Origin of the sequence: Streptomyces sp. NRRL B-1347 (genome assembly GCF_000720325.1) — a bacterium.
Taxonomy (GTDB): domain Bacteria; phylum Actinomycetota; class Actinomycetes; order Streptomycetales; family Streptomycetaceae; genus Streptomyces.
In genome coordinates this window covers 1-1,841 of sequence record NZ_JOJM01000199.1, presented here as the reverse complement: position 1 = coordinate 1,841, position 1,841 = coordinate 1, and the positions used below count along the sequence as shown (strand labels likewise).

General features: G+C 68.3%; 1 protein-coding gene and 1 pseudogene. One reads left to right on the top strand and one right to left on the bottom strand.

Going from position 1 to position 1,841, the window contains the following annotated elements; genetic code table 11:
- A pseudogene (locus tag IG74_RS0144395) lies at positions 1-448 on the bottom strand (transposase); the annotation flags it as partial.
- A gap of 311 nt (positions 449-759) precedes the next feature.
- On the opposite strand from IG74_RS0144395, the gene IG74_RS0144390 reads away from it, so the two are divergent.
- Positions 760-1,824, top strand: a complete 1,065-nt coding sequence (locus tag IG74_RS0144390; RefSeq protein ID WP_051856738.1) for an NAD(P)/FAD-dependent oxidoreductase — start codon at positions 760-762, stop codon at positions 1,822-1,824.
- Positions 1,825-1,841: the final 17 nt, after the last annotated feature.

The window sequence follows — 1,841 nt, the reverse complement described above, 5'->3', positions numbered from 1 at the left end:
GAGATGCCGGTGGACAGGGGCAGTCCGGTCCGTTCCGTGATCAAGTGGATCTTCGGCCCGTACTTGCCCCGGTCCACAGGATTCGGGCCGGTCAGGTCCTCCTTTTCATGGCTCGCATGGTCACCGAGTCGATGGCGCACCGCGACCAGTCCAGCTCGCCGCGGGCGCCGGGCTCATCGAGGACCAGGCGGTGCAGCTTGGCCCAGACCCGAGCCTTCGTCCACTCCGCGAAGCGCCGGTGGGCTGTCGCACCCGACGGCCCGAACGACGCCGCCGGAAGCTGCTGCCAGGTGCAGCCCGACGTGGCCACGAACACGATCGCGGCCAGTACCTCCCGGTCCCCGTGCCGACGCCGGCCACCGCCCTGCGGCCGCACCGGGACCTCCGGCACCACCCGCTGAAACAACTCCCACAACTCGTCCGGCACCAGACGCTCCACGATCCCCACGACCGCAGACTACCGAACCAGCCAAATGATATAGCGTCTTATGGCCAGGCCAGCGCAGGTGAATCCAGAAGAACGCGTCTCTAGGGACTTCCGGGCTTCTCTGCCCACCACGGCCCGCTGACCTGCCACTTCAACCCCGCAGGACCTCTAGCACCCCCGAATTACGTCGAACCCAGGTGCTACTGCGCTGTCTTGCACAACCCTATGGTGCGTGCCACCCCATTGCGCTGTGATCGCGCGCCTTCCATGAGCCCCCTGCGGCCCTATGTACTGTAGTGATTCACTCTGGCGGACAGAGGGCGGGGAATGCCATGGCGGGAACTGCAGCGGTCATTGGCTCCGGGATCTCCGGCCTCACCGCGGCCCATTTGCTGAGGCGGCGCTACGCGGTGGCGCTCTTTGAGGCCGAACCGCGAGCTGGTGGTCACGCGCACACGCATGACGTACAGGCACCGGAGGGCGGGACGTTGCCGGTGGACACCGGTTTCATGGTGTTCAACCGGCACAACTACCCCCAGCTCATGCGCCTGTTCGGTGAGCTGGGCGTACAGACGCAGGGCTCCGACATGTCCATGAGCCTGTCCTGCGAGGGGTGTTCCCTGGCATACCTGGCAGGCAGCGCGCTCCGGACCGTGCCCCAGCGGCCCGCGATGGTCCCGGAGGAACAGTGGGGGCGACTGGTCGGGAAGGCTCGGCAGTTCGCCCGCATCGCCCGGAGCTTGGTCGCGGATACCGAGGGTCCCGACATCGCTCTCGGGGAACTGCTCGACCGCAGCCGGTGTTCGGCCGACTTCGCCGAGCACATGGTGCTGCCGTTGGTCTCCGCGCTGTGGTCGTGCGGGCCGGTGACGGCGCGGGCCTACCCGGCGCGGTTCCTGTTCCGCTTCCTCGACCAGCACGGGCTGCTGCCGGGCGGGGCGCCGGTTCGCTGGCGCACTGTCAAGGGCGGCAGTCGGACGTACGTCCGACGCGTCCTGGAGCGGCTTCCCCAGGTGCTGCTCGGCCTGCCGGTCCGCGCCGTGCGGCGCACTGCGGACAGCGTCGAAGTGCGCGCCGACGACGACCGCGTGCGCCGCTTCGACCGCGCCGTCGTCGCCGTCCACGCCGACCAGGCACTGCGGTTGCTCGCAGATGCGACCACGCGGGAGAAGGCCGTGCTGGGGGCCATCCCGTACGTCGTCAACGAAACGGTCCTGCATACCGACCCCCGGCTTCTGCCCTCCGATCCGGCGCTGCGCGCGTCGTGGAACGTGCGCAGCACCTGTACGGGCAGGCCGCACGACCAGGTCATGATGAGCAATGCTCAGGACTTGTGGATCAGGCTCGGGCGGGACGTGAAGGGCGTACCTTCCCGAGTGATCGACCAAGGTCACTGAGTAGGCCCGCGTTGCTG

What these genes read in the sequence shown, in the direction of transcription:
- IG74_RS0144390 (WP_051856738.1), top strand. Translation starts at nt 760, where the DNA reads ATGGCGGGAACTGCAGCGGTCATTGGCTCCGGGATCTCCGGCCTCACC.